This is a genomic window from Citrobacter sp. HN-141, assembly GCF_033341895.1.
Taxonomy (GTDB): Bacteria; Pseudomonadota; Gammaproteobacteria; order Enterobacterales; family Enterobacteriaceae; genus Citrobacter.
The window spans coordinates 418,645-444,977 of sequence record NZ_JAWPBF010000001.1 but is presented as its reverse complement, the minus strand read 5'-3'; the positions used below and the strand labels follow the sequence as shown (position 1 = coordinate 444,977).

Annotated in this window: 26 protein-coding genes, 6 tRNA genes and 1 other RNA gene; 17 read left to right on the top strand and 16 right to left on the bottom strand. The window is 52.8% G+C overall.

What is annotated here, in order from left to right:
* Positions 1 to 274: 274 nt before the first annotated feature.
* The 5 genes from cysP (at position 275) to cysM (ending at position 5,117) form a co-directional block, all read left to right on the top strand.
* Complete coding sequence (gene cysP, locus RYZ59_RS02120; RefSeq protein ID WP_318044580.1) at positions 275 to 1,291, top strand: thiosulfate/sulfate ABC transporter substrate-binding protein CysP; 1,017 nt, start codon at positions 275 to 277, stop codon at positions 1,289 to 1,291.
* Positions 1,292 to 2,125, top strand: coding sequence for a sulfate/thiosulfate ABC transporter permease CysT (cysT, locus tag RYZ59_RS02115; RefSeq protein WP_003038061.1), 834 nt, complete (start codon positions 1,292 to 1,294; stop codon positions 2,123 to 2,125).
* Positions 2,125 to 3,000, top strand: coding sequence for a sulfate/thiosulfate ABC transporter permease CysW (cysW, locus tag RYZ59_RS02110; protein WP_202038118.1), 876 nt, complete (start codon positions 2,125 to 2,127; stop codon positions 2,998 to 3,000). The genes cysT and cysW overlap by 1 nt, the downstream gene beginning before the upstream one ends.
* On the top strand, positions 2,990 to 4,087 hold the full coding sequence (cysA, locus tag RYZ59_RS02105) for a sulfate/thiosulfate ABC transporter ATP-binding protein CysA (protein WP_318044577.1): 1,098 nt from the start codon (positions 2,990 to 2,992) through the stop codon (positions 4,085 to 4,087). Before cysW ends, cysA begins: the two co-directional genes overlap by 11 nt.
* A 118-nt stretch (positions 4,088 to 4,205) precedes the next feature.
* Entirely contained in the window at positions 4,206 to 5,117 is a 912-nt protein-coding gene (gene cysM / locus RYZ59_RS02100; RefSeq protein WP_318044575.1) for a cysteine synthase CysM, read from the top strand.
* A gap of 90 nt (positions 5,118 to 5,207) precedes the next feature.
* Here cysM and RYZ59_RS02095 read toward each other — a convergent pair whose 3' ends face one another.
* Together RYZ59_RS02095 and ptsJ are read right to left on the bottom strand one after the other, a co-directional pair.
* A complete protein-coding gene (locus tag RYZ59_RS02095; RefSeq protein WP_318044574.1) occupies positions 5,208 to 5,924 on the bottom strand; it encodes a type 1 glutamine amidotransferase in 717 nt (238 codons plus the stop codon).
* A gap of 13 nt (positions 5,925 to 5,937) precedes the next feature.
* Positions 5,938 to 7,230 (bottom strand): transcriptional regulator PtsJ, encoded by a 1,293-nt coding sequence (gene ptsJ / locus RYZ59_RS02090; protein WP_318044572.1) that lies wholly within the window; start codon positions 7,228 to 7,230, stop codon positions 5,938 to 5,940.
* 82 nt (positions 7,231 to 7,312) lie between these two features.
* Between ptsJ and pdxK the strand changes: the two genes are divergently transcribed.
* Positions 7,313 to 8,179, top strand: a complete 867-nt coding sequence (gene pdxK / locus RYZ59_RS02085; RefSeq protein WP_318044570.1) for a pyridoxine/pyridoxal/pyridoxamine kinase — start codon at positions 7,313 to 7,315, stop codon at positions 8,177 to 8,179.
* Entirely contained in the window at positions 8,176 to 8,415 is a 240-nt protein-coding gene (locus tag RYZ59_RS02080; RefSeq protein WP_202038123.1) for a cytoplasmic protein, read from the top strand. The genes pdxK and RYZ59_RS02080 overlap by 4 nt, the downstream gene beginning before the upstream one ends.
* Before the next feature lie 139 nt (positions 8,416 to 8,554).
* Here RYZ59_RS02080 and crr read toward each other — a convergent pair whose 3' ends face one another.
* From crr to cysZ, 5 genes are all read right to left on the bottom strand, one after another.
* Positions 8,555 to 9,064 carry a PTS glucose transporter subunit IIA gene (gene crr, locus RYZ59_RS02075; protein ID WP_008803873.1) on the bottom strand — a complete coding sequence of 170 codons (510 nt, stop codon included), beginning with the start codon at positions 9,062 to 9,064 and terminating at the stop codon, positions 8,555 to 8,557.
* 40 nt (positions 9,065 to 9,104) lie between these two features.
* The gene (gene ptsI / locus RYZ59_RS02070) at positions 9,105 to 10,832 is read right to left on the bottom strand and encodes a phosphoenolpyruvate-protein phosphotransferase PtsI (RefSeq protein WP_005121951.1); all 1,728 of its coding nucleotides are present in this window, start codon (positions 10,830 to 10,832) and stop codon (positions 9,105 to 9,107) included.
* A 45-nt stretch (positions 10,833 to 10,877) separates the two neighbouring features.
* Positions 10,878 to 11,135 (bottom strand): phosphocarrier protein Hpr, encoded by a 258-nt coding sequence (gene ptsH / locus RYZ59_RS02065; protein ID WP_002913505.1) that lies wholly within the window; start codon positions 11,133 to 11,135, stop codon positions 10,878 to 10,880.
* 383 nt (positions 11,136 to 11,518) lie between these two features.
* Positions 11,519 to 12,490: a cysteine synthase A gene (cysK, locus tag RYZ59_RS02060; RefSeq protein ID WP_003038091.1), complete on the bottom strand. Its 972-nt coding sequence runs from the start codon at positions 12,488 to 12,490 to the stop codon at positions 11,519 to 11,521.
* Positions 12,491 to 12,653: 163 nt separating this feature from the next.
* Positions 12,654 to 13,415, bottom strand: coding sequence for a sulfate transporter CysZ (cysZ, locus tag RYZ59_RS02055; protein WP_318044564.1), 762 nt, complete (start codon positions 13,413 to 13,415; stop codon positions 12,654 to 12,656).
* 230 nt (positions 13,416 to 13,645) lie between these two features.
* On the opposite strand from cysZ, the gene zipA reads away from it, so the two are divergent.
* The 3 genes from zipA to RYZ59_RS02040 all read left to right on the top strand — a co-directional run bounded on the left by zipA (position 13,646) and on the right by RYZ59_RS02040 (position 16,966).
* The gene (gene zipA, locus RYZ59_RS02050) at positions 13,646 to 14,659 is read left to right on the top strand and encodes a cell division protein ZipA (RefSeq protein WP_318044562.1); all 1,014 of its coding nucleotides are present in this window, start codon (positions 13,646 to 13,648) and stop codon (positions 14,657 to 14,659) included.
* A gap of 71 nt (positions 14,660 to 14,730) precedes the next feature.
* Positions 14,731 to 16,746: an NAD-dependent DNA ligase LigA gene (gene ligA / locus RYZ59_RS02045; protein ID WP_318044559.1), complete on the top strand. Its 2,016-nt coding sequence runs from the start codon at positions 14,731 to 14,733 to the stop codon at positions 16,744 to 16,746.
* 1 nt (position 16,747) lies between these two features.
* A complete protein-coding gene (locus tag RYZ59_RS02040) occupies positions 16,748 to 16,966 on the top strand; it encodes a DUF3820 family protein (RefSeq protein WP_003038102.1) in 219 nt (72 codons plus the stop codon).
* Here RYZ59_RS02040 and RYZ59_RS02035 read toward each other — a convergent pair.
* On the bottom strand, positions 16,963 to 17,961 hold the full coding sequence (locus RYZ59_RS02035; protein ID WP_311394110.1) for a bile acid:sodium symporter family protein: 999 nt from the start codon (positions 17,959 to 17,961) through the stop codon (positions 16,963 to 16,965). The two genes, RYZ59_RS02040 and RYZ59_RS02035, sit on opposite strands and share 4 nt — an antisense overlap.
* An 89-nt stretch (positions 17,962 to 18,050) precedes the next feature.
* Here RYZ59_RS02035 and RYZ59_RS02030 point away from each other — a divergent pair, with 89 nt between their 5' ends.
* Positions 18,051 to 18,977: a LysR family transcriptional regulator gene (locus RYZ59_RS02030; protein WP_318044555.1), complete on the top strand. Its 927-nt coding sequence runs from the start codon at positions 18,051 to 18,053 to the stop codon at positions 18,975 to 18,977.
* On the opposite strand, the gene RYZ59_RS02025 is transcribed toward RYZ59_RS02030, so the two are convergent.
* Positions 18,968 to 19,309, bottom strand: coding sequence for a FlxA-like family protein (locus RYZ59_RS02025; RefSeq protein WP_191234959.1), 342 nt, complete (start codon positions 19,307 to 19,309; stop codon positions 18,968 to 18,970). The two genes, RYZ59_RS02030 and RYZ59_RS02025, sit on opposite strands and share 10 nt — an antisense overlap.
* Positions 19,310 to 19,599: 290 nt before the next feature.
* Here RYZ59_RS02025 and xapA point away from each other — a divergent pair, with 290 nt between their 5' ends.
* The 3 genes from xapA to RYZ59_RS02010 all read left to right on the top strand — a co-directional run bounded on the left by xapA (position 19,600) and on the right by RYZ59_RS02010 (position 22,729).
* Positions 19,600 to 20,433, top strand: coding sequence for a xanthosine phosphorylase (gene xapA, locus RYZ59_RS02020; RefSeq protein WP_137384715.1), 834 nt, complete (start codon positions 19,600 to 19,602; stop codon positions 20,431 to 20,433).
* Positions 20,434 to 20,489: 56 nt separating this feature from the next.
* Positions 20,490 to 21,746, top strand: a complete 1,257-nt coding sequence (locus RYZ59_RS02015) for a nucleoside permease (protein ID WP_137384714.1) — start codon at positions 20,490 to 20,492, stop codon at positions 21,744 to 21,746.
* Between the two features lie 98 nt (positions 21,747 to 21,844).
* On the top strand, positions 21,845 to 22,729 hold the full coding sequence (locus RYZ59_RS02010) for a LysR family transcriptional regulator (protein WP_318044543.1): 885 nt from the start codon (positions 21,845 to 21,847) through the stop codon (positions 22,727 to 22,729).
* 149 nt (positions 22,730 to 22,878) lie between these two features.
* Here RYZ59_RS02010 and RYZ59_RS02005 read toward each other — a convergent pair.
* The 5 genes from RYZ59_RS02005 to RYZ59_RS01985 all read right to left on the bottom strand — a co-directional run bounded on the left by RYZ59_RS02005 (position 22,879) and on the right by RYZ59_RS01985 (position 23,433).
* Positions 22,879 to 23,004: non-coding RNA, RtT sRNA (locus RYZ59_RS02005), on the bottom strand.
* A gap of 29 nt (positions 23,005 to 23,033) precedes the next feature.
* Positions 23,034 to 23,109: transfer RNA gene (locus RYZ59_RS02000), tRNA-Lys, on the bottom strand.
* A gap of 4 nt (positions 23,110 to 23,113) precedes the next feature.
* Positions 23,114 to 23,189 (bottom strand) — tRNA-Val (locus RYZ59_RS01995).
* Positions 23,190 to 23,235: 46 nt separating this feature from the next.
* Positions 23,236 to 23,311, bottom strand: a tRNA-Val gene (locus tag RYZ59_RS01990).
* A 46-nt stretch (positions 23,312 to 23,357) separates the two neighbouring features.
* Positions 23,358 to 23,433, bottom strand: a tRNA-Val gene (locus tag RYZ59_RS01985).
* A 258-nt stretch (positions 23,434 to 23,691) separates the two neighbouring features.
* Between RYZ59_RS01985 and gltX the strand changes: the two genes are divergently transcribed.
* A complete protein-coding gene (gene gltX / locus RYZ59_RS01980; RefSeq protein WP_005130009.1) occupies positions 23,692 to 25,107 on the top strand; it encodes a glutamate--tRNA ligase in 1,416 nt (471 codons plus the stop codon).
* Positions 25,108 to 25,163: 56 nt separating this feature from the next.
* Here gltX and RYZ59_RS01975 read toward each other — a convergent pair whose 3' ends face one another.
* The gene (locus RYZ59_RS01975; protein ID WP_005130008.1) at positions 25,164 to 25,556 is read right to left on the bottom strand and encodes a MerR family transcriptional regulator; all 393 of its coding nucleotides are present in this window, start codon (positions 25,554 to 25,556) and stop codon (positions 25,164 to 25,166) included.
* A 1-nt stretch (position 25,557) separates the two neighbouring features.
* Positions 25,558 to 25,920: a YfeC-like transcriptional regulator gene (locus RYZ59_RS01970; protein WP_003028277.1), complete on the bottom strand. Its 363-nt coding sequence runs from the start codon at positions 25,918 to 25,920 to the stop codon at positions 25,558 to 25,560.
* A gap of 221 nt (positions 25,921 to 26,141) precedes the next feature.
* Here RYZ59_RS01970 and RYZ59_RS01965 point away from each other — a divergent pair.
* A tRNA-Ala gene (locus tag RYZ59_RS01965) sits at positions 26,142 to 26,217 on the top strand.
* A 38-nt stretch (positions 26,218 to 26,255) separates the two neighbouring features.
* Positions 26,256 to 26,331 (top strand) — tRNA-Ala (locus tag RYZ59_RS01960).
* Positions 26,332 to 26,333: the final 2 nt, after the last annotated feature.

Below are 26,333 nucleotides of genomic sequence, written 5' to 3'. Positions count from 1 at the left end.
GGAGGAGGTACCCCTTAGAGCTATCCCATTAGGCTATTTTATTTGCCAGTTTGGCCCTGGGCAGTGCTCAAAATCCTCACGTACTTCGTGTACGCTCCGGTTTTTCCGCGCTGTCCGTGTCCAAACTGCCTGCAACAATTACACCTACTGGGATAAGCTCTTATTCTCTTTTCAACTTTCAAATCATCAAACGGTATATAAAACCGTTACTCCTTTAGCACTGGTTATAAATATGATGGCCATAAGAAAGTCATTTAATTTATAAGGGTGCGCAATGGCCGTTAACTTACTGAAAAAAAGAACGCTGACGCTGGCAGCCATGCTGTTGCTGGTGGGGCAGGCGCAGGCAACGGAACTGCTGAACAGTTCATACGATGTTTCCCGCGAGCTGTTTGCCGCCCTTAATCCCCCGTTTGAACAGCAATGGGCGAAGGATAACGGCGGCGATAAACTGACGATAAAACAATCTCATGCCGGGTCATCAAAACAGGCGCTGGCGATTTTACAGGGACTGAAAGCCGATGTGGTGACCTATAACCAGGTGACTGACGTGCAAATCCTGCACGACAAAGGCAAGTTGATCCCGGATGACTGGCAAACTCGCCTGCCGAACAACAGTTCACCGTTCTATTCCACAATGGGATTCCTGGTGCGTAAAGGAAACCCTAAAAATATTCACGACTGGAATGACCTTGTTCGTTCTGACGTCAAGCTTATCTTCCCTAACCCGAAAACGTCCGGGAATGCGCGCTACACCTATTTAGCGGCGTGGGGCGCTGCGGATAAAGCAGACGGCGGCGATAAAGCTAAAACCGAACAGTTTATGACCCAGTTCCTGCAAAATGTCGAAGTGTTTGATACCGGCGGCCGTGGCGCGACCACCACTTTTGCCGAGCGTGGGCTCGGTGACGTATTGATCAGCTTCGAGTCAGAAGTGAATAACATTCGCAAGCAGTATGAAGCGCAGGGTTTTGAGGTTGTTATTCCGAAAACCAATATTCTTGCCGAATTCCCGGTTGCCTGGGTAGATAAGAATGTGCAGGCCAACGGGACAGAGAAAGCGGCTAAAGCGTATCTGAACTGGCTGTACAGCCCGCAGGCGCAAACCATCATCACCGACTATTACTACCGTGTGAATAACCCACAGGTCATGGACAAGCTGCAAGATAAATTCCCGCAGACTGAATTGTTCCGCGTAGAAGACAAGTTCGGCTCCTGGCCTGAAGTGATGAAAACACACTTTGTCAGCGGCGGTGAGCTGGACAAACTGTTGGCGGCGGGGCGCAAGTAAATGTTCGCTGTTTCTTCCCGACGCGTGCTGCCCGGCTTTACCTTAAGTCTGGGTACCAGCTTACTGTTTGTGTGCCTGATATTGCTGTTACCGCTTAGTGCGCTGGTAATGCAACTGGCGCAAATGAGCTGGGCGCAATATTGGGATGTGATTACTAACCCGCAGGTCGTGGCGGCCTATAAAGTCACGCTGCTGTCAGCATTTGTGGCGTCGATTTTTAACGGCGTGTTTGGTCTGTTAATGGCGTGGATCTTAACCCGCTATCGTTTTCCGGGACGCACGCTGCTGGATGCGCTGATGGATCTGCCGTTTGCGCTGCCTACGGCGGTAGCGGGTCTGACGCTGGCGTCACTGTTTTCGGTTAACGGTTTCTACGGCGAATGGCTGGCGAAACTGGATATTAAGGTCACTTACACCTGGCTGGGCATCGCGGTGGCGATGGCTTTTACCAGCATTCCGTTCGTGGTGCGTACCGTACAGCCGGTGCTGGAAGAGTTAGGTCCGGAGTATGAAGAAGCGGCGGAAACGCTCGGTGCCACCCGCTGGCAGAGTTTCCGCAAAGTGGTGCTGCCGGAGTTATCACCTGCGCTGGTTGCCGGTGTCGCGCTCTCATTCACCCGTAGTTTAGGCGAATTTGGCGCGGTTATCTTTATCGCCGGGAATATCGCGTGGAAAACGGAAGTGACCTCGCTGATGATTTTTGTTCGCTTGCAGGAGTTTGACTACCCGGCCGCCAGCGCGATTGCGTCAGTAATCCTTGGGGCTTCGTTGTTGCTGCTGTTTTCGATTAACACCCTGCAGAGTCGCTTTGGTCGACGCGTGGTAGGTCACTGATGGCAGAGATTACCCAATTGAAACGCTATGGGGCGCCCCGCATCAACTGGGGGAAATGGTTTCTGATTGGCACGGGCATGCTGGTGTCCGCGTTTATTTTGCTGGTGCCGATGATCTATATCTTCGTGCAGGCGTTCAGTAAGGGGTTACTGCCGGTATTACAGAATCTGGCTAACCCGGACATGCTGCATGCCATCTGGCTTACGGTGTTGATCGCACTGATCGCAGTGCCGGTGAATCTGGTGTTTGGTGTCTTGCTGGCCTGGCTGGTGACCCGCTTTAACTTTCCGGGTCGCCAGTTGTTGCTGACGCTACTGGACATTCCGTTTGCTGTGTCGCCGGTTGTTGCTGGTCTGGTGTATCTGCTGTTTTACGGTTCTAACGGCCCACTCGGCGGTTGGCTGGATGAACATAACCTGCAAATCATGTTTGCCTGGCCGGGCATGGTGCTGGTTACGGTCTTTGTAACCTGTCCGTTTGTGGTGCGTGAGCTGGTGCCGGTGATGTTAAGCCAGGGCAGCAATGAAGATGAAGCGGCTGTGCTGCTTGGCGCGTCCGGCTGGCAGATGTTCCGACGCGTGACGCTGCCGAATATCCGTTGGGCATTGCTGTACGGTGTGGTGTTGACCAATGCCCGTGCGATTGGTGAGTTTGGTGCGGTGTCGGTGGTTTCCGGCTCGATTCGCGGCGAAACCTTATCGTTGCCATTACAGATTGAATTACTGGAGCAGGACTACAACACGGTCGGCTCCTTTACCGCCGCGGCGTTGTTAACGCTGATGGCGATTATTACCCTGTTTTTGAAGAGCATGTTGCAATGGCGTCTGGAGAACCAGGAAAAACGCGCGCAGCAGGAGGAAAATCATGAGCATTGAGATTGCCAATATTAAGAAGTCTTTTGGTCGCACCCAGGTGCTGAACGATATCTCGCTGGATATTCCTTCAGGTCAGATGGTTGCGCTGCTGGGGCCGTCCGGCTCGGGCAAAACCACGCTGCTGCGCATTATTGCCGGGCTGGAGCATCAGTCCAGCGGGCATATCCGTTTTCACGGTACCGACGTCAGCCGTTTGCATGCTCGCGACCGTAAAGTGGGGTTCGTGTTCCAGCACTATGCGCTATTTCGCCATATGACCGTTTTCGACAATATCGCGTTTGGTCTGACGGTCCTGCCACGGCGTGAACGCCCGAATGCGGCGGCCATTAAAGCAAAAGTGACCAAACTTCTGGAGATGGTTCAGCTTGCCCATCTGGCGGATCGTTTTCCGGCGCAGCTTTCCGGTGGGCAAAAACAGCGTGTGGCGCTGGCACGAGCGCTGGCGGTCGAACCGCAGATCCTGCTACTCGATGAGCCATTTGGTGCACTTGATGCGCAGGTGCGTAAAGAGCTGCGTCGCTGGCTGCGTCAGTTACACGAAGAACTAAAATTCACCAGCGTGTTTGTTACCCACGATCAGGAAGAGGCGACGGAAGTGGCCGATCGCGTGGTGGTAATGAGCCAGGGACATATTGAACAAGCCGATGCGCCGGACCAGGTCTGGCGTGAACCGGCTACCCGCTTTGTGCTGGAATTTATGGGTGAGGTTAACCGTCTGCAGGGGACGATTCGTGGCGGCCAATTCCACGTGGGTGCGCACCGCTGGCCGCTGGGTTATACGCCTGGCTATCAGGGACCGGTGGATCTGTTCCTGCGCCCGTGGGAAGTGGATGTGAGCCGTCGTACCAGCCTGGATTCCCCGTTGCCGGTACAGGTGCTGGAAGCCAGCCCGAAAGGTCACTACACCCAATTAGTTGTGCAGCCACTGGGGTGGTATAACGAACCGCTGACAGTGGTCATGCAGGGAGATGATTCCCCAGCTCGTGGCGAACGTCTGTTTGTCGGGCTGCAAAATGCACGTCTGTACAATGGTGATCAGCGCATTGAAACGCGTGAAGCGGAACTTGCCCTGGCGCAATCGGCCTGATAGGTTAATTCGCATCGTTATCTCCCGGTGGCGCTGCGTTTCCCGGGCTTACGGGCTAAAGTATGACCTGTAGGCCGGGTAAGCGCAGCGCCACCCGGCATTTTATTGAGCTGAAAACGTGAACACATTAGAACAAACGATTGGCAATACGCCTCTGGTGAAACTGCAGCGCCTTGCGCCGGAAAACGGCAGTGAAATTTGGGTCAAACTGGAAGGGAATAATCCAGCGGGCTCGGTGAAAGACAGGGCTGCGCTGTCGATGATTGTCGAAGCGGAGAAACGCGGAGAAATTCAGCCGGGCGATGTACTGATTGAAGCAACCAGCGGGAATACCGGCATTGCGCTGGCGATGATCGCCGCGCTGAAAGGCTATCGCATGAAGCTGCTGATGCCAGACAACATGAGTCAGGAGCGGCGTGCGGCGATGCGGGCTTACGGGGCTGAACTGATACTGATGACCAAAGAGCAGGGTATGGAAGGTGCGCGTGACCTAGCGCTGGAAATGGCCCAACGTGGCGAAGGTAAGTTACTCGATCAGTTTAACAATCCTGATAACCCGTATGCGCATTACACCACAACCGGCCCGGAAATCTGGCAGCAAACGTCCGGACGCATTACCCATTTTGTCTCCAGCATGGGCACGACCGGCACCATTACTGGTGTATCTCGTTTTCTGCGTGAACAGGCTAAACCGGTGACGATTGTCGGGCTGCAGCCGGAAGAGGGCAGCAGTATTCCGGGAATCCGCCGCTGGCCTGCGGAGTATATGCCGGGCATTTTTAACGCCTCGCTGGTGGATGAGGTGCTGGATATTCATCAGAATGATGCGGAAAACACCATGCGTGAACTGGCCGTGCGTGAAGGTATTTTTTGCGGTGTCAGTTCTGGCGGCGCGGTGGCGGGGGCGTTACGCGTAGCGCGAGCGACACCCGGCGCTGTGGTGGTGGCGATCATCTGCGATCGCGGCGATCGCTACCTTTCGACCGGCGTTTTTGGTGAAGAGCACTTCAACCAGGGCGCAGGGATCTAATTTGTTTGCCTGATAAGCGTCGCGCCATCAGGCAAACAGACGACACGATCGCCGGATAAGACGTTGCGTGTTTTATCCGGCCTTCAATGATTAATCGTTACGGTTCTCTACCAGTTTATCCAGGAACTGCCACAGTTTTTCATTCATCTGCTGGTAATCCCATTCGCGCATTTCGGCGACAGAGCGGATAAAGCGTTTTCCTTTGGCCTCTGCTAACTCTTGTTCCGAATGCTGAATCAGCCCCTCGATTGCCTCGGCGGTGAATTCCATATGACACTGGAAGCCATAGATAAAATTACCGTATTGCACGATTTGTCGCGGACAGCCTTCACTTGTCGCCAGAATTGTCGCCTGATCGGTTAATCCAGGCATGTCGTTGTGCCAGTGACCGACCATCAGCGGCGATCCAAAGTGGGCGATCAGCGGGTGTGCTTTACCTGCTTCAGTCAGTGTAATGGGATAATGACCAATCTCTTTTTCCGGGCTTTGACACACCTTCGCGCCCAGCGCTTCGCCAATTAGCTGTGAACCTAAGCAGATCCCCACCATAATTTTGCGTGCTGAAATCGCCTGATTGATCAGATGCTGTTCGGCCTGAGAGTCAAAATACGGGCACTCTGCCAGCGTGGTGCGGGGAGACTGCGGGCCACCAAAGACCACCAGCATATCGAACCCATCAGCATTGGCGGGAACCGATTCTCCGGCGTAAACCCGTGACCAGGTGATGGTATAGCCACGCTGTTCTGCCCACGGCAGATACGCGCCAGCAGATTCAAAAGACTCATGAATAACAAAATGAACTCGCACTTTTTCTCTCCTGTTAGCGCTTTTGCGCCTGATGAATATCAGCCGCCAGCTTATGAATATCGCTGTCGTTTAAGGTCGACAGCGTAATGCGCAGACCGTGCGATGGTGTATTCACACCAAACACCTCACCTTCGCGTACCAGCCAACCGGATTTTGCCAGGGCAAAAGCAAGTGATTGACTGTGGTGCGCCAGAGGCAGCCACAGATTCAGACCATCACCGACGGGCAGATCAATGCCATATCCTCTGAGAGCGGTGGTCAGTTTTTGCTGCTGTGTTGCGTAAAACCGCTGAGTCTGCACCAGCTTACGTTGATACTCTTCATCGCTCAGGCAGGCGCAGGCTAAATCCTGCAGCAGATGGCTGACCCACTGACTGCCGGCGTTGAGTCGTAACCGCAGTTTTGCAGAAGTGACCGGATCGCTGGCAACGATGGCAAGGCGTAAGTCCGGGCCTAATGTTTTCGACATTGAACGGACGACCGCCCAGTGTGTGGTTTGCGTGGCAATCACCGGGTGCCAACGGCATGCAGACAGCAGTGCAAAGTGGTCGTCGACAATCACCAGCACCTGCGGATAGCGGGCCAGGATTTTTTGTAACTGGGCGGCGCGTGAGGCGCTCAGGCTACATCCCGTCGGGTTGTGGGCCCGCGGCGTCAGGATCACTGCCCGCGCCCCTCTTTGTAACGCCGCCTCCAGCATGTCGGGTTGCATGCCTTCGTTGTCTACGGTGACCGGGCTTGCTGAGAAGCCCGCATAACGCAACATATTGATACTACTTAAAAAGCAGGGATCTTCTACCGCGACGCTATCGCCCGGCAATAAATGGGCGCACAGTAGTCGTTCAATGGCATCAATAGCACCGCTGGTGATATCAATTTCTCCCACGCCAGGGAGGGCATCCTGCATCCAGCGTGTGGCCCAGGTTTTAAGCTCAGGCGATACGACGGCATCGCCATACAGACGAGGGTTCTTATTTATTTTCGCGAAATAACGACTGAGATCGGGGAGACAAGTCGGCGCAGGATTTCCGCCGGAAAGGTCGGTAAGCGGGGTATCCGGGTTCCCTCCCTCCAGCGCGATAGGGGAGGAAATTCCTTTTATTACCGTCCCGTTTCTCCCAAGACTGAGTGCCAGCCCGGAGGTGACCAGTCGTTTATAAGCCGCCGCGACAGTATTGCGGTTGACGTTCAATGTCGTCGCCAGCTCGCGCACTGGCGGAAGCGTTTCGCCAGAGGCGAGGGTGCCTGTAGCGACATGTTGACGAATACTGTCAAAAATTTCGTTAGCGGTTTTTCCGTCGATCATTATTGACCTATGACAAAATGAATTTTAGCATATGACGATAATAGTGAGGCGATAGCCCGCTGTCCAGTGAGAGGAGAAGTTTATGCAGCAGGAGAGTGAAATACAGTCAGTGCTCTTCGACGACAAGCATCGGGCGTTACAAACCGATATCGTCGCCGTCCAGTCACAGGTGATGTATGGCAGCGTAGGCAACAGTATCGCCGTCCCAGCCATCAAAGCGCAGGGATTACGCGTCACCGCAATCCCAACGGTGCTGTTCAGCAATACACCACATTATGAGACCTTTTATGGCGGTGTTATCCCGGCAGACTGGTTTAGCGGCTATCTTCGCGCCTTAAATGAACGCGATGCGTTACGTGAGCTAAAAGCGGTGACCACGGGGTATATGGGCAGTGCGGAACAAATCGCTCTGCTGGCACAGTGGCTGGAGACCGTGCGGGCTACCCACCCGGATCTGTGTATTCTGGTCGATCCAGTGATTGGCGATACGGACAGCGGCATGTACGTAAAGGCCGAAATACCGGAGGCGTATCGCAAACATCTGCTACCGCTGGCACAGGGACTGACGCCAAACGTGTTTGAGCTGCAGATGTTGAGCGGTAAACCGTGTCGCACGCTGGATGAAGCGATATCGGCAGCCAAATCGCTGCTCACCGATACGCTGAAATGGGTGGTAATTACCAGCGCACCGGGAGAAACCGAGGAGGTCATTCAGGTTGCCGTCGTGACGGCTGAAACGGTTGAGGTGCTGGCCCATCCGCGGGTGAAAACGGACCTGAAAGGGACCGGCGATCTGTTCTGCGCTGAACTGGTGAGCGGTATCGTGCAGGGGAAACCACTCACTGCTGCCACGCACGATGCTGCACAGCGCGTGCTGGAAGTGATGACATGGACGCACTTGTGCGGTTGTGATGAGTTAATTCTGCCACCGGCAGGGGAGGCGCGATGAAGAGTTATCGACTGGTGGTGCGTCAGCATGGGCGCATCGTTGGACATTTTGACACCAGCGGGGCTGCAGCGCTGGAAGATATCTGCGTGGCACGAGCGATGTTTGGTATTACGGGTGGCTATGATTGTGAACTGTTAGTGGCGGATTCGGAACGGCGGATGCTGGAAAGCGGGCCGGAAGGCATGAAAATCCTGATGCGCGAGGCGTGTTACCGACCGGTCACCTCACAAATTTAATGCTGGATGGCGGTGCATACGCCTTATCTGGCCCACGTTACAGCGTTCTTCGTAGGCCGGATAAGCGTAGCGCCATCCGGCAAGGTACAGCCTGATTGCCGGATGGCGGCGTAAACGCCTTATCCGGCCTACGCAAGAATTACTTCTTGATGCGGATAACCGGAGTCTCACCCACTGTCACGCTACCGGACAGTTTGATCAGCTCTTTGATTTCGTCCATGTTGGAGATAACAACCGGCGTCAGGGTAGACTTGGCTTTTTCTTCCAGCAGCGGCAGATCGAATTCAATAACCGGGTCGCCCACTTTCACGCGCTGACCTTCTTCAGCGATGCGTTTGAAGCCTTCGCCTTTCAGTTCAACGGTATCAATACCGAAGTGAACAAACAGCTCAATGCCGCTGTCGGATTCGATAGAGAAAGCGTGGTTGGTTTCAAAGATTTTGCCGATGGTGCCATCAACAGGGGCAACCATTTTGTTACCGGTTGGTTTGATAGCGATGCCATCACCAACGATTTTTTCAGCAAAAACTACATCCGGCACGTCTTCGATGTTGACGATCTCGCCAGAGAGCGGAGCTATAATCTCAATAGTTCCGGTGTCTTTCTTATCATCAGAAACCAGAGATTTCAGTTTATCGAACAAACCCATGATCTTCTCCTAAGCAGTAAATTGGGCCGCATCTCGTGGATTAGCAGATTGTTTTTTCTTCAATGAACTTGTTAACCAGCGTCATTAACTCGTCCGTTGTCGGTTGAGCAAGAGCCTGCTCTGCTAACACCTTCGCATCTTCGAAGTTCGTGTTACGGATAATCTTCTTAATGCGCGGGATAGAAATGGCGCTCATAGAGAATTCGTCCAGACCCATCCCCAGCAACAGAAGTGTAGCACGTTCGTCGCCTGCAAGCTCACCACACATGCCGGTCCATTTGCCTTCAGCATGAGAAGCATCAATAACTTGCTTGATCAGCGTCAGAACAGATGGCGACATCGGTTGGTAAAGGTGTGAAATCATATCATTACCACGGTCAACTGCCAGGGTGTACTGCGTTAAATCATTGGTGCCGATACTAAAGAAATCAACTTCTTTGGCTAAATGACGCGCAATTGTTGCCGCAGCCGGTGTTTCCACCATCACGCCAATCTCAATGCTCTCGTCAAATGCTTTACCTTCGTCGCGCAGTTCCTGTTTGTAGATTTCGATCTCTTTGCGCAGTGCACGCACTTCTTCAACAGAGATGATCATTGGGAACATGATGCGCAGTTTGCCGAAAGCAGAGGCGCGCAGAATAGCGCGAACCTGGTCACGCAGGATCTCTTTACGATCCATGGCGATACGCACGGCACGCCAGCCCAGGAACGGGTTCTCTTCTTTCGGGAAGTTCATGTACGGCAGCTCTTTATCGCCGCCGATGTCCATGGTACGGACGATGACCGCCTGAGAGCCACACGCTTCAGCAACCGCTTTATATGCAGCAAACTGTTCTTCTTCAGTCGGCAGCGATTCACGGTCCATGAACAGGAATTCGGTACGGTACAGACCCACGCCTTCAGCGCCGTTACGCTCAGCGCCTTCAACGTCACGAACGGTACCGATGTTGGCACACACTTCAACCTGGTGACCGTCCAGCGTGATAGCGGGCAGATCTTTTAGCTTAGCGAGTTCCGCTTTCTCGGTAGCAACCTGCTCCTGAACGGCACGCAGTTGTTCGATAACGTCGTTAGTTGGGTTGACGTAAACCTGATTGTTTACGGCATCCAGAATCAGATAGTCGTCGTTTTTCACCTGAGAGGTGACGCTACCGGTACCTACGATGGCAGGCAGTTCCAAAGAACGCGCCATGATTGAGGTATGAGAGGTACGTCCACCTGCGTCAGTGATGAAACCCAGCACCTTCTCGAGGTTCAGCTGTGCGGTTTCTGACGGAGTCAAGTCAGCGGCAACCAGGATTACTTCTTCCTGGATAGCGCTCAGGTCGATAATTGCCAGACCCAGGATGTTACGCAGCAGGCGTTTACCGATGTCACGTACGTCAGCCGCACGTTCTTTCAGGTATTCATCATCCAGCTCTTCCAGGGCTGTGGCCTGACCTTCGATAATCTCATGCGCAGCTGCGTCAGCCGTCATGTGCTTATCTTTAATCAGGGCTATGATTTCCTGCTCCAGCTCCTCATCTTCGAGCAGCATAATATGCCCTTCAAAGATGGCTTCTTTTTCTTCACCGAATGTTTCACCAGCTTTGGTTTTGATCGCTTCCAGTTGCGCAGATGCCTTGGCACGACCGCTCAGAAAACGTTCAACTTCCTGATCAACCTTGTCGGCAGAAATTTTTTTCCGGTCAATGACGATTTCGTCTTCTTTCAGCAGCAGTGCCTTGCCGAAAGCGATACCCGGGGATGCTAAAATGCCTGAAATCATAACCCTACCTTACTTGTGACTGATATTTAAAAGAACTCGTTGAACTTACTCGAGTTCAGCCATCAGTTTAACCAGATGCTCAACTGCTTTCTGCTCGTCTTCGCCTTCTGCGGAAAGGGTAACAACGGTGCCCTGAGTCAGGCCCAGAGTCTGCAGCTTAAACAGGCTTTTTGCGCTAGCGCTTTTGCCGTTGGAAGTCACAGTGATTTCAGACGTAAAGCCTTTTGCTTCTTTAACAAACTGAGCAGCAGGGCGAGTATGCAGACCGTTCGGAGCGGTAATGGTAACTTCTTGCTGGAACATTATATTTCCCCAACTTATAGGTTTAGTGTTGTGGAACTAAAGTCTAGCCTGGCGGTTCAACTTTAGCCTGTATTGTTAGCGTCGACGTAAACAGGACGCGACACAAAAGGAGTTCGGTGCAATCCGTTGCTGGCAACTTCTTGCCGCTGACGTTTCGTTCGTCATTAAACATTATGCCGCGAAAGGAAGAGTTGAACCAAATCATAAAATCGATTCAGCTAGCGCTTTTCCTGTAACGATTAATTTCGCGCATCAAAATAATTAGTTTGGTTAAATACCAGTTCCGGCGGGCTGAATCAATGCCAGGTGGGTTGAAACTTTGAAGCAGGCCACAAAAAAGCACCCAAAAGGGTGCTTTTTTACGCGTATTTAACATGCTGGCATTACTGTTGCAGTTCTTTCTCAGTGAAGAGATCGGCAAACAGTGCAGTGCTCAGATAACGCTCACCCGATGACGGTAGAATAACCACTATATTCTTATTGGTAAAGGTTTCATCTTCCTGGAGCTTAAGCGCGGCAGCAACCGCAGCACCTGAAGAGATACCTGCCAGAATACCTTCTTCTTCCATCAGGCGGCGCGCCGTGGAAATCGCTTCATCATTAGTGATGGCAACCACTTTATCGATAAGCTTCAGGTCAAGGTTACCAGGAATGAAGCCTGCGCCAATGCCCTGAATTTTATGCGGGCCTGGTTTCAGCTCTTCACCCGCCAGCGCCTGGGCGATAACCGGCGAGTCTGTCGGCTCAACGGCAACGGTGATGAGGTCCGTTTTGCCCTTGGTCCCTTTAATGTAGCGAGTCACCCCGGTCAGCGTACCGCCGGTACCGACGCCAGAGATAAACACATCAACCTGACCGTCGGTATCTTCCCAGATTTCCGGGCCGGTGGTTTTCTCGTGGATTTCCGGGTTCGCCGGGTTGCTGAATTGCTGAAGCAGCAGGAATTTTTCTGGGTCGCTGGCAACAATCTCTTCTGCCTTTTGAATCGCGCCCTTCATGCCTTTCGCGCCTTCGGTCAGCACCAGGTTTGCACCCAATGCCTTCAGCAACTTGCGACGCTCAATGCTCATGGTTTCTGGCATCGTCAGGGTGAGTTTGTAACCACGGGCGGCAGCAACGTAGGCCAGCGCGATCCCGGTGTTACCGCTGGTCGGTTCGACCAACTCAACGCCCGGCTTCAGTACACCACGTTTTTCGGCATCCCAAATCATATTGGCACCGATACGGCATTTGACGCTGAAGCTCGGGTTACGTGACTCCACCTTCGCCAGAATGCGTCCGTTACCGATACGGTTCAGTCGAACCAGCGGCGTATGACCGATAGTCAGCGAGTTGTCTTCAAAAATCTTACTCATGGCCTGTCCTTAACTGTATGAAATTGGGATACCGCTTCAGCATACCTGTTGAGAAAGTATGGGGAAGTAAGGATTTAGCATATCTATATTCAGAAAGGAAATATTCGACGTCAGTATGGAATAAGGGACGGCATAAGCCATCCCTGTTTTACACATTTTTGCATTACTTCCATAACGCGTGTTTAGCACGGTAGCAGTCTACCCACATCGCCGTGGCACCACAAACCGCAACTGGCATGATGAACAGATTGAGCACCGGGATCATCGTAAACAGACTGGTTAGCGCACCAAACTGCATGTTGGTGACTTTGCGTGTGCGCAGGGCGATCCGCATCTCTTTAAAGGGCACTTTGTGGTTGTCGAACGGATAATCACAATATTGAATAGCCAGCATCCACGCGCTGAACAGGAACCACAGTACAGGTGCGACGGTCTGCCCCACGCCGGGGATAAAATAGAGGAGCAATAACACAAAGGCGCGCGGGAGATACCACGCCAGCTTTTGCCATTCACGCTTCATAATACGCGGCACATCTTTCATGATGCCAAGAACGCCAGTGTCAGGCGGCGTCGCGCCCGTCAGGCGAGCTTCGAGTTGTTCTGCCAACAAGCCGTTAAACGGTGCGGCGATCCAGTTGGCGATGGTGGAGAACAGGTAGCCAAACACCAGTAGCACGGAGACAGTCACAATCGGCCATAGCAAATAGCTGAGCCACTGTAGCCAGCTCGGGACGTGGCTCATCAGCGCGGGGATCCAACTGTCCAGTTGCGTAAACAGCCACCAGAATGCGCCGCCCATCAGCAAAATATTCACCAGTAAAGGCAGGATAACAAAGCGACGAATTCCCGGTTGCGTGATGAGTTTCCATCCCTGAGAAAAGTAATAAAAACCGCTGCGAGGTACAACTGCAGATGATGAAACCATGGTCAGGACATACTCCTTGTTATATGAGCTCTGGTAAACTTTGCGTATCTTACCGGGTTGTTGAGCGTTAGGCTGTTCAGAAATGTTCGAAAAAACAGCAAAAAGCACGTTTTTATTCATCTTTATGCCGTGAAAGCCAAGAGTGCACTTGCACTTGGCGTAATCGGCAAATACTCTTAGTGAGTAAATGTTTGCCGTGGTGGCAAGGTGTTAGAACAACAGAGAATATAATGATGCAGGATTTGCGTCTGATATTAATCATTGTTGGCGCGATCGCCATAATCGCTTTACTGGTACATGGTTTCTGGACTAGCCGTAAAGAACGGTCTTCTATATTCCGCGATCGCCCACTGAAACGCATGAAGTCTAAACGTGATGACGAGGATTCCTACGACGACAACGTCGAGGAAGACGAAGGCGTGGGCGAAGTCCGCGTGCATCGTGTGAATCATGCCCCCGGCAGCGCGCAGGAACATGGTGTTCCTCCTCAGTCGCCGCAACACCAGTACCAGCCGCCTTATGCGTCTGCTCAGCCGCGTCAACCCGCGCCGCAGCCTGCACAAGCGCCGGTACCGCCGCCGCATGCTCAGCAGCAGCCGCAGCCTGTACAACCGCAGCAGCCGGTGCAACATCAGCCTGTTCAGCAACAACCTGTGCAGCAGCCGATGCAGCATCAGCCCGTTGCTCCGCAGGTTCAGCAGCCCGTGCAGCAAGCACCGCAACCTGCGCCGCAGACTTTCCAGCCCGCAGAGCCTGCCGTTGAGCATCAACCGCAGCCTGAGCCGGTAGTTGAAGAAGCGCCTGTTGCTGAAAAACCGCAGCGTAAAGAAGCGGTCATTATTATGAACGTTGCGGCGCATCACGGTAGCGAGCTCAACGGTGAAGTGTTGCTCAACAGCATTCAGCAAGCCGGTTTTAAGTTTGGCGATATGGATATTTTCCATCGTCATTTGAGCCCGGATGGCAGCGGTCCGTCTCTGTTCAGCCTTGCCAATATGGTTAACCCAGGGACGTTTGACCCTGAGATGACCGGCAATTTCAGCACGCCGGGCGTCACTATCTTTATGCAGGTTCCGTCCTATGGCGACGAGCTGCAAAACTTCAAGCTGATGCTGCAGTCCGCACAGCACATTGCCGATGAAGTGGGTGGTGTGGTGCTCGACGATCAACGTCGTATGATGACGCCGCAGAAACTGCGCGAGTATCAGGACCGCATCCGCGAAGTTAAAGAATCTCACGCCTGATTTTCCTCTGGCGTGACCTCTCCTTTCTGAACCCCCGCCTGTCGGGGGTTTTTTATCATTGATGGTGCGATATGGAATCAATCGAACAACAACTGACAGAACTGCGAACCACGCTTCGCCATCATGAGTATCTTTACCATGTGATGGACGCGCCGGAAATTCCTGATGCGGAATATGATCGCCTGATGCGCGAACTGCGTGAACTGGAAGCGCAGCATCCTGAACTTGTCACGCCCGATTCACCCACCCAGCGCGTAGGTGCCGCACCTCTGGCGGCGTTCAGCCAGATCCGTCATGAAGTGCCGATGCTGTCGCTGGATAACGTGTTTGATGAAGAGAGCTTTCTCGCCTTCAACAAGCGTGTGCAGGACAGACTGAAGAGTACGGACAAACTAACCTGGTGCTGCGAACTGAAGCTGGACGGGCTGGCGGTCAGTATCCTGTATGAAAACGGTGTGCTGGTCAGTGCCGCAACGCGTGGTGATGGTACTACGGGTGAGGATATTACCTCGAACGTGCGCACCATTCGTGCGATCCCGTTAAAACTGCGTGGCGATAACATTCCGACGCGTCTGGAAGTGCGCGGTGAAGTGTTCCTGCCGCAGGCCGGATTTGAAAAAATTAACGAAGAGGCCCGCCGTACTGGCAACAAAGTGTTTGCTAACCCGCGTAACGCGGCGGCCGGGTCATTGCGCCAGCTCGATCCGCGTATCACAGCGAAGCGACCGCTTACTTTCTTCTGCTATGGCGTTGGTGTGCTGGAAGGTGGTGTGTTGCCTGATACCCACCTGGGCCGTCTGCTGCAATTTAAAGAGTGGGGATTGCCGGTGAGCGACAGAGTTACGCTTTGCGACTCTCCGGAGGAAGTACTTGCTTACTATCATAAGGTTGAAGAAGACCGACCGACGCTGGGATTCGATATCGATGGTGTGGTGATCAAAGTCAACTCCATGGCGTTGCAGGAGCAACTGGGTTTTGTCGCTCGCGCGCCGCGCTGGGCGGTGGCCTTCAAGTTCCCGGCGCAGGAGCAAATGACCTTCGTACGCGATGTTGAGTTTCAGGTTGGACGCACCGGGGCGATTACACCCGTGGCTCGCCTTGAGCCAGTTCAGGTTGCCGGGGTGTTGGTCAGTAACGCCACCTTGCACAATGCGGATGAAATTGAGCGTCTTGGTTTGCGTATTGGCGATAAAGTCGTCATTCGCCGTGCGGGCGATGTCATCCCGCAGGTAGTGAACGTCGTGCTTTCCGAACGCCCGGACGATACGCGTGAAATTGAGTTTCCCACCCACTGTCCGGTATGCAACTCTGACGTTGAGCGTGTGGAAGGCGAAGCAGTCACTCGCTGTACCGGTGGTTTAATCTGCGGAGCGCAGCGTAAGGAATCACTGAAACACTTCGTTTCCCGCCGCGCGCTGGACGTTGACGGCATGGGCGACAAAATTATCGATCAACTGGTCGAGAAAGAGTATGTCCACACGCCAGCGGATCTCTTCACGCTGACCGCAGGTAAGCTGACCGGTCTTGATCGCATGGGACCGAAATCGGCGCAAAACGTGGTGAATGCGCTGGAAAAAGCAAAAGAGACGACGTTTGCCCGTTTTCTCTACGCGCTGGGTATTCGCGAAGTCGGCGAAGCTACGGCGGCTGGTCTTGCGGCGCATTTTGGCACCCTTGAGGCGCTGGAAGCGGCTTCCATTGAAGAGCTGCAAAAAGTGCCGGATGTCGGCATCGTGGTAGCGACCCACGTGTTTAATTTCTTTGCCGAAGAGAGTAACCGCGAGGTGATCGTCCAGCTTTTGGAGCAGGGGATTCACTGGCCAGCGCCGGTGGTTATCAACGCTGAAGAAATCGACAGCCCCTTCGCGGGTAAAACGGTGGTGCTGACCGGGAGCCTGAGCCAGATGTCGCGTGATGACGCCAAAGCGCGACTGACCGAGTTGGGTGCAAAAGTGGCCGGTAGCGTATCGAAGAAAACCGACCTGGTGATTGCCGGTGAAGCGGCGGGGTCGAAACTGGCAAAAGCGCAGGAACTGGGTATTGCCGTGATCGATGAAGCTGAAATGATCCGCTTACTGGGTGCCTGAGATGGAAAAAGAGCAGCTGGTTGAAATCGCCAATACCGTGATGCCCTTTGGCAAATATAAAGGGCGTCGGCTGATTGATGTACCGGAAGAGTATCTGCTGTGGTTTGCCCGTAAGGATGAATTCCCGCCGGGCAAGCTCGGCGAGTTGATGCAAATCACGCTGCTGATTAAAACAGAGGGGCTGACCCAACTGGTACAGCCCTTGAAACGCCCACTCTAAGCTTTTGCGGTGCGGCTTTTCTGCTGCGCCTGCAATGCGTCCGTTTGTTGCTTGTAGCGACGTGCCAGCACAGCACACACCATCAGCTGAATTTGATGGAAGATCATCAACGGCAGCACCATCATTCCTATCACTGAGGTCGGGAACAGAATATTTGCCATTGGGATCCCATTCGCCAGGCTCTTTTTCGATCCGCAAAAGACAATGGTGATCTCATCGGCTTTGTTGAAGCCGCATTTACGCGCAACAAAGACGTTGATGCCAATCACGATTGCCAGCAATACGATGCTGACCACCACGATAAACAGCAGCGAGCCAATCCCCACTTTGTGCCAGATTCCGTTAACCACGGCTTCACTGAAGGCGGAGTACACTACCAGTAAGATGGAGGATTGGTCCGTTTTGGCGATCCATTTTTTATGTCGGGACACCCAGTTACCAATCCACGGACGTGAAAGATGTCCCAGTACGAACGGCAGCAGCAGTTGCAGCATGATTTTCCCCACCTGCTCCAGACTGCCTTCTGCGCCGTGCATATTCATTACCAGACCAACCAGCAACGGCGAGAGAAAAATACCCAGCAGACTGGAGGCCGAAGCGGAACACACGGCGGCGGCAACGTTACCCCCCGCCAGCGACGTAAAGGCGATTGCCGACTGCACCGTGGCCGGCAAAATACACAGGTACAGGAAACCGGTGTACAGCATCGGGTCAACATTAACCGGCGCCCACCAGGCGAACAGAACGCCCAGCACCGGGAAAACAACAAACGTGCTGCACATCACCCACAGATGCAAACGCCAGTGACTACCGCCGGCAATAATGGCTTCACGCGAAAGCTTCGCCCCGTGCATAAAAAACAACAGGGCAATGGCTGCGGTGGTTAAGCCTTCAAAGAAAGGCACAAAGCCACCCTCGGCCGGGAAAAAGGACGCCAGTAATACGACCGTAATCAACGTTATCGTGAACGGATCAAGGATACGAAAAAGTTTCATAAAAGCTCCTGAAATTCGGTAGGAACATTTTGCGTTTTTCCATTTGAGAAATAAAATTGATTTATTGCATCCATATATGAATCGAATAGATGAATTACTCTCTGCGTCAGCTCCGTATCTTTGTTACCGTCGCTCAGGCCAAAAGCTTTAGCCGGGCGGGGGATATCATTGGCTTAAGCCAGTCTGCGGTCAGCCACAGCGTTAAAGAGCTGGAAGCGCAGACGGGTGTGCGGTTGTTAGATAGAACAACGCGGGAAGTGGTGCTGACGGAAGCAGGGCACCAGTTGGCGGCGCGGTTGGAACGTATTCTGGATGAACTGCACAGCACGCTGCGCGAAGCAGGCCAGGTGGGAACGCAGTTAACCGGAACGGTGCGCGTTGCCGCCAGCCAGACGATCTCTGCCCACCTTATTCCCCAGTGTATTGCCCAGAGCAATCAGCTTTATCCAGCGATCGATTTTGTGCTGCACGATCGTCCACAACAGTGGGTGCTGGAGAGTATTCGTCAGGGCGAGGTGGATTTTGGCATTGTGATAGATCCTGGCGCAGTGACCGATCTACAGTGTGAAGCGGTGTTATCCGAACCGTTCCTGTTGCTGTGTCGAGAGGATCATCCGCTAGCCCAACGCGAATGGGTAAATTGGCAGGATTTATACCATGAGCGCCTGGTATTACAGGATTACGCTTCCGGCAGTCGACCATTGATCGATGCGGCGCTGGCCCACTTTTCCATTGAGGCCAATATTGTTCAGGAGATTGGTCACCCGGCCACGCTTTTCCCGATGGTTGAGGCGGGGATTGGTATCAGCGTGCTGCCCGCGCTGGCGCTCCCTTTACCGGAGGGCAGCCATTTGCAGGTTAAACGCCTGACGCCGGTTGTGGAACGACAACTGATGCTGGCACGACGTAAAAATCGTTCTTTATCGACTGCGGCCCAGGCGCTGTGGGACGTGGTGCGCATGCAGGCCAGTGAATTAACCGCCGGTCGGGCACGCGATCCGTTGTATCAGATATAAATATCGACCCGATGTGGATCGGTAGCATTGTTGACGCCCTCAGCTTTTCTTTGATCGGCGCTTTGCTTTTGCTGTGACTCCTCGGCCTGCTGGCGCAACAATTGAGCCAGCTGTGCTTGTAACATCTTGATTTGAGTCTGAATAAGCTCCTGCTGCTCGCGCTTCTGCTCAACGCTGCCACTGCTATTGGGGATATCTTTGAGCTGCTGGGTTAGCTTAGTTATCTTTTGGGTGATTTGTGCAATCTGTGCGGAGATGTCATTCCCGGCTGATGCTTTTCCGCCGCCGCTACTGCTTTGAAGAGTTGGGGTGGAAACGTTGATAGTTGTCATACGGATTCCTCGCGCCATAAAACATGAGTATCGGCATCAGCGAACAGAACTTCAGTGACAATACGGCGAGTGGAGTTTAATCATAAAAATCCCAAACCTTCATGTATCTGTATTCCTGTGCCATTTCTGGCTCAAAAATAATGTGATTTCAGGCTGATTTAGTGCAACTCATCGATACAGATTTACTATCGGTTGTTGGGATAAACGGTATTGGTAATCGATTGCGCAGTCTCGCTATAACAGTGCGGTACGCTACGTTATTTTCGATTACTCAGTATTAAGGACATCTCATGAGCCACTCTCTTTTCTCGCAAAATCCCTGGTATAGCGCCGATATCATTCGTGGTTACAAGCCGGATTTTACGCCGCGCGTAGCCTTTATCCTCGGCTCCGGCCTGGGGGCGTTGGCGGATCAAATTGAGGATGCGGTGGCCATCTCTTACGAGAAACTGCCGGGGTTCCCGGTGAGCACCGTACACGGTCATGCTGGTGAGCTGGTGCTGGGGAATCTGGCGGGAATTCCGGTGGCCTGTATGAAAGGACGTGGACATTTCTATGAAGGTCGCGGCATGACGGTGATGACGGATGCCATTCGTACGCTGAAGCTGTTGGGTTGTGAGCTACTGTTTTGCACCAATGCCGCAGGTTCTTTACGTCCTGAAGTCGGACCGGGTAGCCTTGTTGCGCTTAGCGATCACATTAATACAATGCCGGGCACACCGATGGTGGGACTTAACGATGAGCGTTTTGGCGAGCGATTCTTTTCGCTGGCGAATGCCTATGATGCTGACTACCGTGCGGTCCTGCAAACCGTTGCCGCTGAGGAAGGGTTCCCGCTGAGTGAAGGTGTATTTGTTTCTTATCCGGGACCGAACTTTGAAACCGCGGCAGAAATCCGCATGATGCAAATCATCGGTGGCGACGTGGTGGGGATGTCGGTGGTGCCTGAAGTTATCTCTGCGCGACACTGCGGTCTGAAAGTGGTTGCGGTGGCAGCCATCACCAACCTGGCGGAAGGTTTGGGTGATGTGAAATTATCCCACGCGCAGACGCTGGCAGCGGCGGAACTCTCCCGGCAGAATTTCATCAATTTGATCTGCGGATTCTTGCGCAAACTGGCCTGAATAACTAAAAAATGACCCCGCTTGCGGGGTCTTACTTTATGGCAAGGAACGGAAAAATGGGTATCGCATCTCGCTTAAAGCTCATGTCGTTTTTGCAATATTTTATCTGGGGAAGCTGGCTGGTAACCCTGGGTTCTTACATGATTAACACCCTGGATTTTACCGGCGCGAACGTCGGTATGATTTACAGTTCGAAAGGGCTGGCGGCGATTATCATGCCGGGCATTATGGGTATTATTGCCGATAAATGGCTACGCGCCGAGCGCGCCTATATGCTTTGTCATCTGGTGTGTGCGGGCGTGTTGTTATATGCCACAACCGTTACCGATCCACAGACCATGTTTTGGGTGATGCTGGTTAACGCAATGGCGTATATGCCGACGATTGCGTTATCGAACAGCGTCTCATACTCGTGCCTGGCGCAATCGGGTCAGGATCCGGTCACCGCGTTCCCGCCAATCCGCGTGTTTGGCACCATAGGGTTTATTGTGGCGATGTGGACAGTCAGCCTGATGGGGCTGGAACTGAGCAGCGCGCAGTTGTATATCGCATCAGGTGCATCGCTGCTGCTGGCTCTGTATGCGCTTACGTTGCCGAAAATCCCGGTTGCTGAGAAGAAAGCAAGCACCACCCTTGCCAGCAAGCTTGGTCTGGACGCCTTTGTCCTGTTTAAAAAACCGCAGATGGCAATCTTCTTTTTGTTTGCGATGATGCTGGGGGCGGTGCTGCAAATCACTAATGTCTTTGGCAATCCGTTCCTGCATGATTTTGCCCGTAACCCGGAATTTGCCGACAGCTTTGTGGTGAAGTACCCCTCCATATTGCTTTCTGTTTCACAGATGGCGGAGGTGGGTTTTATTCTCACTATTCCGTACTTCCTTAAACGCTTTGGCATTAAAACGGTGATGCTGATGAGCATGCTGGCATGGACGCTGCGTTTTGGCTTCTTTGCCTTTGGCGATCCGTCGCCGTTTGGTTTTGTGCTGCTGCTGATGTCGATGATTGTCTACGGCTGTGCGTTTGATTTCTTCAATATCTCAGGGTCGGTATTTGTCGAGCAGGAGGTTAGCTCTAATATTCGCGCCAGTGCGCAGGGGCTGTTTATGACGATGGTAAATGGCGTTGGCGCGTGGGTGGGTTCAATCCTGAGCGGTATGGCGGTGGACTATTTTTCTGTCGATGGCGTCAAGGATTGGCAGACCATCTGGCTGGTGTTTGCCGCATATGCGCTGGCTCTGGCGGTTATCTTTGCATTGTTCTTTAAGTACAAGCATGAGCCTGAACGACTGGCGCAGAAATCACCGGCACATTAACGCTCCATTGGCGGCGGGTTCTGATACCCGCCGTTTCATCTTCTGCGAGGCAATGTGGTAACTTTGCGCATTATCCTTATTTCAGGAGCGCATTATCCATGGAACGCACGCACCGCATCGATCTGAAGTTACTGCGTTATTTTCTTGCTGTCGCAGAAGAACTGCATTTTGGACGTGCCGCTGCTCGCCTGAATATGTCGCAACCGCCGCTCAGTACCCATATTAAAGAGCTGGAGCAACAGCTCGGCACTTTGCTATTTATCCGTCATTCCCGCAGCGTGGCGTTAACTCACGCCGGAAAAATATTGATGGAAGAGTCGCGCCGACTGTTATCCAGTGCCAATCAGGCGCTGGCGAGAGTGGAGCAGATTGGTCGTGGTGAGGCAGGGCGAATTGAGCTTGGCGTTATCGGTACTGCGATGTGGGGCAAAATGCGCCCGGTGATGCGGCGTTTTCTGAAGGATAATCCCAATGTTGAGGTGCTGTTTCGCGAGAACATGCCCGCTATGCAGATGACGATGCTGGAACGGCGTGAACTGGATGCGGGAATTTGGCGGATGGCTACGGAGCTTTCTCCCGGGTTTACCAGTCTACGCTTGCATGAGTCCTCTTTTCTGGTTGCCATGCCGGAAGAGCATCCTCTTACTGCCAGTGAATCCGTACCGCTGGAGGCGCTGAGAAATGAATATTTTGTCACGATGCCTTCCATTCATACGGACTGGGCATTTTTGCAGCGCGTTTGCCTGAGTGCTGGATTTTCCCCGATGATTATTCGTGAGGTGAGGGAGCCGCAAACGGTACTGGCGATGATCAGCATGGGGATTGGTATTACGTTAATTGCTGACAGTTATGCGCAGATGAGTTGGCCTGGCGTGGTATTTCGACCGTTAGAGGAACGTATTCCGGCGGATTTGTATATTGTGTACGACCAACAACAAGCAACGCCAGCTCTGGAAAAACTGGTAGCGGCGCTAACGGTATGATGTCTGTGCCGGATGGCGACTAACGTCTTATCCGGCCTACGCGTGCGGTATTGTCTGTAGGCCTGATAAGCGCAGCGCATCAGGCGAGCAGGTTGGAATCTTATAAATCGCAGATAGCAAAAAGGCGCCTTTAGGGCGCCTTTTTACATTGGTGGGGCGTGCAGGATGACTCGCTTTGCTCGCCCTTTGGGCCGTCGCCGTGAACGGCTCCGTTGTCTCACTACGTTCGACCCGAACCTGCTGCAGGTTCGAATCTTATAAATCGCGGATAGCAAAAAGGCGCCTTTAGGGCGCCTTTTTACATTGGTGGGTCGTGCAGGATTCGAACCTGCGACCAATTGATTAAAAGTCAACTGCTCTACCAACTGAGCTAACGACCCGAAGTGGTGGGTGATGACGGGATCGAACCGCCGACCCCCTCCTTGTAAGGGAGGTGCTCTCCCAGCTGAGCTAATCACCCACTTCGGTACTTCATTTTATTGTAAGAAATCCAGCTGGCGAGAAAGTGGTGGGTGATGACGGGATCGAACCGCCGACCCCCTCCTTGTAAGGGAGGTGCTCTCCCAGCTGAGCTAATCACCCACTTCTCAATTTCTTACTTTACACGGCGGAGACTACTTAAAGTAGTTGGTGGGTGATGACGGGTTCGAACCGCCGACCCCCTCCTTGTAAGGGAGGTGCTCTCCCAGCTGAGCTAATCACCCCCGCTGTGTGGAGTCGCATTATAGGGAGAGTTGAAAATGAGTCAACGCATTTTCTAAAGAAATTGTTCGTTCGTCGTAAATTTAAACAAAACGATCGCAAAACAATCCATGCAGCATGATTTGTATACGAAAATGGCAAAGCGTGATGTTCCGACCCGATGAACATTGAGGAATCAGACCACAGTGATAGAATACCAGCCTGATAATCTTCCCTGGATTTGCCGGTTGTCGGCATCTTTATAAACGTAAGGCCATTTCATGAAAATCAAAACTCGCTTCGCGCCAAGCCCGACAGGTTACCTGCACGTCGGCGGTGCGCGTACTGCTCTTTATTCCTGGCTTTTTGCACGTAACCATGGCGGTGAGTTTGTGCTGCGTATTGAAGACACCGATCTCGAACGCTCCACGCCGGAAGCTATTGAAGCCATTATGGATGGCATGAACTGGCTGAATCTGGAGTGGGATGAAGGCCCGTATTTCCAGACTAAACGTTTTGATCGTTATAATGCTGTCATCGATGAGATGCTGGAAGCAGGCACCGCGTATAAATGCTACTGCTCCAAAGAGCGTCTGGACGCGCTGCGCGAAGAGCAGATGGCGAATGGCGAGAAACCGCGTTACGACGGTCGCTGCCGCCACGGTCATGAGCATCATGCCGCCGATGAACCTTGCGTAGTACGCTTTGCCAACCCGCAGGACGGGTCCGTTATTTTTGATGACCAGATCCGTGGGCCGATCGAATTCAGCAACCAGGAGCTGGACGATCTGATCATCCGCCGTACCGACGGTTCCCCGACCTACAACTTCTGCGTGGTTGTCGACGACTGGGATATGGAAATCACTCACGTTATTCGTGGTGAAGACCATATCAACAACACCCCGCGTCAGATCAACATCCTGAAAGCGCTGAATGCGCCGGTGCCGGTTTATGCACACGTGTCGATGATCAACGGCGACGACGGTAAAAAACTTTCTAAACGTCACGGTGCGGTCAGCGTGATGCAGTATCGCGACGACGGTTACCTGCCGGAAGCGCTGCTGAACTATCTGGTGCGTCTGGGCTGGTCCAGCGGCGATCAGGAGATCTTCACCCGTGAAGAAATGATCAAGCTGTTCTCTCTCGGTGCGGTGAGCAAGTCTGCGAGCGCGTTCAACACTGAAAAACTGCAGTGGCTGAACCATCACTACATTAATGCACTGGCACCGGAATATGTGGCAACGCATCTGCAGTGGCACATTGAGCAGGAAAATATCGATACGCGCGTCGGCCCGCAGTTGTCTGAGCTGGTAAAACTGCTGGGTGAACGCTGCAAGACGCTGAAAGAGATGGCGCAGAGCTGCCGCTACTTCTACGAAGACTTTGCTGAGTTCGATGCCGATGCGGCGAAGAAACACCTGCGTCCGGTTGCGCGTCAGCCACTGGAAGTGGTTCGCGACAAACTGGCTGCTATCAGCGAATGGACCGCGGAAAACGTGCACCACGCGATTCAGGCAACCGCTGACGAGCTGGAAGTGGGTATGGGTAAAGTCGGGATGCCGCTGCGCGTAGCCGTAACCGGTGCGGGTCAGTCTCCGGCGTTAGACGTTACGGTGCATGCGATTGGTAAGTCTCGCAGCATTGAACGTATTAACAAAGCACTGGCGTTTATTGCTGAGCGTGAAAGTCAGCAGTAAGACGGGTTTAAGAGATGAAAAAACGGCAGGCGCACACCCTGCCGTTTTTTTGGCATTTATTCAGACTCATCAATGCCCAGACGGGTCAGGAAAGTGCGAATACCTTCGCGCGAAATATACATCGCCAGCTTTTCCTGTTCCGTTGGCGACATGTTATCCAGTGCGCTGATTATCTGACGGCAGGCGTGACTGCGAACCACGTGTGTATACTCGGCAAGCGGTTCTTCTGCCTGATAAAATTCCGGCACCTTGCGAAAAGCTGGAATGTTGAGAAGAAACTCTCGGACGCCGGCATCAATATGAATCAGCCTTGCACGACCCCCTTTAACGCCGGGAAACTTTTCGGTGGTCCAGTTTTGTTCTCTGATCCAACGATTGACGGTTTGTTTGGCAACCCCGAGACATTCAGCCAGCTCTTCGGTCGTCATTTTGCTGCGTAATTTTTTCATATTATTTGTTGTCGCGGATCCCTAAGCGTTGTAATAAACCCGTAATGCCTTCACGCAGGATCAGTGACGTAAACATTTTCTGTTCTGATGGTGTCATTTCTTTGGCGAGCCTAATCAGTAGAGCTTCGATGGAGGTGTCACCGGATAAAGATAAATTATCTGATAAGCCTTCCGCTGAACGCTCAGCGCTGCGAATGTATTCACGAACTTGTTCGGTAACGTGAACCAGACGGGCTTTACCGCCCTGAACGCCGGGTTTGGGTGAAGTAGCCCAACCTTCCTTGCGCACCCATTTATTGATGGTCTGTCGGCTGTATCCGGTCAGATTAGCAAGTTCTTCTGGCGTCATCCGTTCCTTGAACATAACGATTCCCTGAATAGTCGTGGGGTTAATTAGTGGCTCATTTTATAGCACCATTTTAGTAGAAACCGTGACGCGTTTAACTACTGAATACGAGTTGTTGCGCAATGTTCTTCATTTGCCTGCTTTTTCAGCGATTGAATTCTATGAGTTAATTTTGCCGTTGACACACGCGAAGGGAATTCATATGATGCCGCCCGTCAACTCGACAAGCTTTACGTGACGGGGCTATAGCTCAGCTGGGAGAGCGCTTGCATGGCATGCAAGAGGTCAGCGGTTCGATCCCGCTTAGCTCCACCAAATTTAATCCCAATGAATTTGGTACGTAAAGGCATCGTGGGGCTATAGCTCAGCTGGGAGAGCGCTTGCATGGCATGCAAGAGGTCAGCGGTTCGATCCCGCTTAGCTCCACCAAA

Bases quoted from the DNA above. Each gene is read 5' to 3' on its own strand.
- cysP (WP_318044580.1), top strand. From the start codon at position 275: ATGGCCGTTAACTTACTGAAAAAAAGAACGCTGACGCTGGCAGCCATG.
- cysT (WP_003038061.1), top strand. From the start codon at position 1,292: ATGTTCGCTGTTTCTTCCCGACGCGTGCTGCCCGGCTTTACCTTAAGT.
- cysW (WP_202038118.1), top strand. From the start codon at position 2,125: ATGGCAGAGATTACCCAATTGAAACGCTATGGGGCGCCCCGCATCAAC.
- cysA (WP_318044577.1), top strand. From the start codon at position 2,990: ATGAGCATTGAGATTGCCAATATTAAGAAGTCTTTTGGTCGCACCCAG.
- ptsJ (WP_318044572.1), bottom strand. From the start codon at position 7,230: ATGATCGACGGAAAAACCGCTAACGAAATTTTTGACAGTATTCGTCAA.
- pdxK (WP_318044570.1), top strand. From the start codon at position 7,313: ATGCAGCAGGAGAGTGAAATACAGTCAGTGCTCTTCGACGACAAGCAT.
- RYZ59_RS02080 (WP_202038123.1), top strand. From the start codon at position 8,176: ATGAAGAGTTATCGACTGGTGGTGCGTCAGCATGGGCGCATCGTTGGA.
- crr (WP_008803873.1), bottom strand. From the start codon at position 9,064: ATGGGTTTGTTCGATAAACTGAAATCTCTGGTTTCTGATGATAAGAAA.
- ptsI (WP_005121951.1), bottom strand. From the start codon at position 10,832: ATGATTTCAGGCATTTTAGCATCCCCGGGTATCGCTTTCGGCAAGGCA.
- ptsH (WP_002913505.1), bottom strand. From the start codon at position 11,135: ATGTTCCAGCAAGAAGTTACCATTACCGCTCCGAACGGTCTGCATACT.
- cysK (WP_003038091.1), bottom strand. From the start codon at position 12,490: ATGAGTAAGATTTTTGAAGACAACTCGCTGACTATCGGTCATACGCCG.
- cysZ (WP_318044564.1), bottom strand. From the start codon at position 13,415: ATGGTTTCATCATCTGCAGTTGTACCTCGCAGCGGTTTTTATTACTTT.
- zipA (WP_318044562.1), top strand. From the start codon at position 13,646: ATGATGCAGGATTTGCGTCTGATATTAATCATTGTTGGCGCGATCGCC.
- ligA (WP_318044559.1), top strand. From the start codon at position 14,731: ATGGAATCAATCGAACAACAACTGACAGAACTGCGAACCACGCTTCGC.
- RYZ59_RS02040 (WP_003038102.1), top strand. From the start codon at position 16,748: ATGGAAAAAGAGCAGCTGGTTGAAATCGCCAATACCGTGATGCCCTTT.
- RYZ59_RS02035 (WP_311394110.1), bottom strand. From the start codon at position 17,961: ATGAAACTTTTTCGTATCCTTGATCCGTTCACGATAACGTTGATTACG.
- RYZ59_RS02030 (WP_318044555.1), top strand. From the start codon at position 18,051: ATGAATTACTCTCTGCGTCAGCTCCGTATCTTTGTTACCGTCGCTCAG.
- RYZ59_RS02025 (WP_191234959.1), bottom strand. From the start codon at position 19,309: ATGACAACTATCAACGTTTCCACCCCAACTCTTCAAAGCAGTAGCGGC.
- xapA (WP_137384715.1), top strand. From the start codon at position 19,600: ATGAGCCACTCTCTTTTCTCGCAAAATCCCTGGTATAGCGCCGATATC.
- RYZ59_RS02015 (WP_137384714.1), top strand. From the start codon at position 20,490: ATGGGTATCGCATCTCGCTTAAAGCTCATGTCGTTTTTGCAATATTTT.
- RYZ59_RS02010 (WP_318044543.1), top strand. From the start codon at position 21,845: ATGGAACGCACGCACCGCATCGATCTGAAGTTACTGCGTTATTTTCTT.
- gltX (WP_005130009.1), top strand. From the start codon at position 23,692: ATGAAAATCAAAACTCGCTTCGCGCCAAGCCCGACAGGTTACCTGCAC.
- RYZ59_RS01975 (WP_005130008.1), bottom strand. From the start codon at position 25,556: ATGAAAAAATTACGCAGCAAAATGACGACCGAAGAGCTGGCTGAATGT.
- RYZ59_RS01970 (WP_003028277.1), bottom strand. From the start codon at position 25,920: ATGTTCAAGGAACGGATGACGCCAGAAGAACTTGCTAATCTGACCGGA.